General features: G+C 56.8%; 4 protein-coding genes. All 4 read right to left on the bottom strand.

Annotated elements, in window-relative coordinates:
• Positions 1 to 130 precede the first annotated feature (130 nt).
• Entirely contained in the window at positions 131 to 433 is a 303-nt protein-coding gene (locus EST62_RS02450; RefSeq protein WP_129050521.1) for a transposase, read from the bottom strand.
• A 350-nt stretch (positions 434 to 783) separates the two neighbouring features.
• Positions 784 to 1,638: a universal stress protein gene (locus tag EST62_RS02440; RefSeq protein WP_129050519.1), complete on the bottom strand. Its 855-nt coding sequence runs from the start codon at positions 1,636 to 1,638 to the stop codon at positions 784 to 786.
• A gap of 12 nt (positions 1,639 to 1,650) precedes the next feature.
• Complete coding sequence (locus EST62_RS02435) at positions 1,651 to 3,138, bottom strand: SulP family inorganic anion transporter (RefSeq protein WP_129050522.1); 1,488 nt, start codon at positions 3,136 to 3,138, stop codon at positions 1,651 to 1,653.
• A gap of 209 nt (positions 3,139 to 3,347) precedes the next feature.
• Positions 3,348 to 3,984: integrase core domain-containing protein (locus tag EST62_RS02430; RefSeq protein ID WP_134751601.1), on the bottom strand; the 637-nt coding region annotated here is incomplete at its 5' end.

The raw sequence follows: 3,984 nt of genomic DNA, 5'->3' as shown, positions 1-3,984 counted from the left end.
CAAACGCATCAGCAGGTCGTCGTCACTGGGCGAATACGGCTCCGGCTTGCCGTAATAACTCGTGCGATTCACATCGACCAGTTGGCATTGCGTCGAAACCGGCAACGAATCATCGCCGCCGATCCAGCTTTTACGCAGCTTCACAGGTAAGGCCCGACTTTTTTTTCAGCCAGTCCAACTGCACCTTGAGCCGACCGATTTCGGTGTAGAGCTTTTCAGGATCCGAGGACGGATCGACTGGTTTCGGCCCGCGCTTCGTCTCGAAAATTCCGGGCGCATTTTCGAGGATTTCCCGTTTCCACAGGCCAACCTGAGACGGGTGTACCCCGAACTCCTGGCCGATTTCGTTCGTCGTTTTGTCGCCCCGGATTGCCTCCAGCGCGACCTTGGCCTTGAACTGCGCCGTGAACTTGTTGCGTTTTTTCTCGCTCATAACTTGACCTTGTTTTCAGCCAAGTTACCACCTTAAACCGCTGTCCGAAAATCGGGGACCACGATACCCCTACATTGGGAATGATTATCAGCGCATTCAAATCAATGTCGGTAAAGGATGTTCTTGCTCACATTGAAGAGAATCGTCTGGATATGATTGGGAAGATATGGCAACGGAACTACTTTGAGCGGGTCATCAGAAATGAACAGGACTTGGAGAATATCAGAACGTATATCAGAAACAATCCAGTCAATTGGGATCAGGACGACGAAAACCCGAAACGCATTCGGCGTAAATGAAAAAGGGTGACGCATTATGGTCGCCCTTTTGTTTTTGATCCTTTCACCCTCTCACCGCAGCAGCAACAGCGGTATCCGGCTTGAACCAATCATCTTCGTCGTATTGCTGCCAACAAAGAACTGACGGATTTTGGAGTGGCCGTAGGCTCCCATCACCATGAGTTCGATGCTGTGGGAGTCCTGATACTCGCGCAGGGTTTCGATGACCTCGCCTGAAAGCAGCGAGCGTTCGACCGTAAATCCAGCTTGTTCGAGCTTTCGGCAGGCGGCGTCGAGGCGTTGGTGGTGCTCCGGTTTGTTGTTGCTGACCACCATCACGACGTGGCATTCGAGGCCTTTCAGGAGCGGGCTTTGGGCGACCATGTCGAGCGCTTTTTCGGCGGTTTCGCTGGCATCGTAGGAAATCATGAAGCGTCGCGGCGGCGAGAAGCCCGGCATTACCACCAGAATCGGGCGCTGCATGGCGCGGACGACGGTTTCGATGTGGCTGCCAATGCTTCCGGGGCTGTTTTCGTGCGCTTCGCCCTGCCGACCCATCACCAGCAGGCGGCTTTGCGGTTGCAGTTCGAGCACGGTTTCGACGAGGCTGCCGTGCCGTTGCAGCGATTCGGTCTTGTCTGCGTACCGTTCCGCCGCGCACTGGCGGGCCTCATCCAGCATCTGCCTGCCGAGTTCGAGCGCGATGCGGCTCTTTTTCTCCTCCAGCTCCACCAGCTCTTCGAGCATGTGCTCGCGCGTGCCGAGGCCGATGTTGCCGGAGAGGTCTCCCTTGACCGGCATTTCCGGTTTTTCGAGCACGTGCATGAAGAGCAATGGCGCGTCGAGTTGCGAGGCGGCCCAGACGGCGGCGTCGCACACCGCTTCGGCGGCAGCCGATCCGTCAATACAGGCGATTACTTTTGGCATGTCGGTTCTCCGTTAATGGCTTGCGAGCAGTTTTTCAACCTCTTCGGGCTTGTCGTGAACGCCGAAGCGATCGACGATGGTGGCGCTGGCTTCGTTCATGCCGATGAGCTCGACCTTTGCGCCTTCGCGGCGGAACTTCAGCACCACCTTGTCGAGCGCGGTGACGGCGCTGACGTCCCAGAAGTGAGCGCGTGACAGGTCGATGACCACCTTGTCGAGCACCTCCCTGAAATCGAACGAGCCGTAAAATTTCTCAGCCGACGCGAAGAAGAGCTGTCCGCTAACCTTGTAGCTTCTCGTGCCTTCGCCGGTACGTTCGCTCGTGACCGCCATGTAGCGCCCGACCTTGTTGGCGAAGAACATCGCTGCCAGCAGGATGCCGACCAGCACGCCGATGGCGAGGTTGTGGGTCCAAACCACCGTGATGACCGTGGCCAGCGTGACGATGTTGGTCGAAACCGGCCAGGTTTTCAGCTTGACGAGCGAGTCCCAGGAGAAGGTGCCGACGGAGACCATAATCATCACCGCAACCAGCGCAGCCATCGGTATCTGGCGGATCCAGTCGCTGAGAAACACCACCATGACGAGCAGCAACATGCCCGCCGTGAGCGTCGAGAGGCGCGTGCGCCCGCCCGACTTGACGTTGATGACCGACTGGCCGATCATGCCGCATCCGGCCATGCCGCCGAGAAGTCCGGTGGCGATGTTGGCATAACCCTGCCCCGTGCACTCGCGATTTTTGTCGCTCGGCGTGTCGGTGAGGTCATCGACGATAGTGGCGGTCATCATCGATTCGAGCATACCGACGATGGCAAGCGCAACCGAATACGGGAAAATGATTTGCAGGGTTTCAAACGTCAACGGCACCTTCGGCAAGAGGAGCACCGGCAGGGCATCGGGCAACTGGCCCATGTCGCCGACCGTTCTGATGTCGAGGCCGAGCACGATCGAGGCGATGGTCAGGCCGACGATGGTGACCAGCGGCGAGGGGATGAGCTTGCCGATTACCGGAACATAGGGAAAAAGGTAGATGATGACGAGACCCGTGGCGGTCATGGCATAGACGTGCCAGGTGACGTCGGTCAGCTCCGGGAGCTGCGCCATGAAGATGAGGATCGCCAGCGCGTTGACGAAGCCGGTGACGACCGCGCGCGAGACGAAGCGCATCAGATTGCCGAGCCTGAGATAGCCTGCGACAAGTTGCAGGAGGCCCGTAAGAATCGTAGCTGCAAGCAGATACTCAAGCCCGTGATCCCGCACGAGGTGCACGATGAGCAGCGCCATCGCGCCGGTTGCCGCCGAAATCATGCCGGGCCGTCCCCCGGCGAAGGCCGAAACCACCGCCATGCTGAACGAGGCGTACAGACCGATTTTTGGATCGACGCCCGCGATGATCGAAAAGGCGATCGCCTCGGGAATGAGCGCGAGGGCCACGACGAGGCCGGAAAGAAAATCGCCGCGAGGATTGGACAGCCACTCCTGTTTCAGGGGTTTACGCATGGGCATGGGTCTTCAGGTGGTTATCTGGCCACTATCCAGCGGCTGAAAAGCGAAGGACAGGAAGCATCGATACAAATTCGGCGGGCCAAACAGCAAGATCAGGCGGGAATATAGGGGTCTCGATTGACTGAATCAAGGGTGATGTTTACAGAGCAGAGGTGCTTTTATTGCTTTGGCCATTAAAACGCTCAGCAAATGTTTGTTTTGCCTCAGCTGGAAATGGAGAATCGGGTTTGCTGAGTTAGTTGGTTGATGGTGTCTGTTGTTGTCGAAATCTTAGCGGAAGCAAGGGGCGCCCTCATTTCCTGTCTTTTTTGTTTACGAGCCTCTCTGGCGGCATCGAGCTTTTGATCACGTTCTTTGAAAATCTGAATCTCCCGGCCTTCCAGTTTGTCCATAGGAGCAATATAGCCAATCGCACTGTGCAATCGATTTTCGTTGTAGTGACGCACGTACCCGTCAATCTGACTGATGGCATCCTCCAGTGACAGCGCTACTTTTGGGCGAATGCACTCGGCCTTGATCGTCTTGTGATACCGCTCCAGCTTGCCGTTGCTCTGCGGATAAAATGGCGAAGTCCTGACGTGAGTCATCCCCGCCAGCCGGATGAACTCCTTGAAGTCCCTGGCGATGAACTGCGGGCCGTTGTCGGAAATAATCCGCGGCCTGGCATCAGGATACTTCTCACGGGCACGCTGCACGATGATCTCGACCTCCTGCTCGATCATGGACGGGCGTAGTTCCCAGTGCACGATGAAGCGGCTGCATCCGTCCAGAATACTGCACAAGTAGTAAAATGTACCCCGCAGATTGACGTATGAAATATCGATATGCCAGTGTTCATGC

This window comes from Chlorobaculum sp. 24CR, assembly GCF_004118635.1.
In the GTDB taxonomy this organism is placed as follows: domain Bacteria; phylum Bacteroidota; class Chlorobiia; order Chlorobiales; family Chlorobiaceae; genus Chlorobaculum.
The sequence above is the reverse complement of the archived record's forward strand: the minus strand, read 5'-3'. Positions and strand labels throughout refer to the sequence as shown.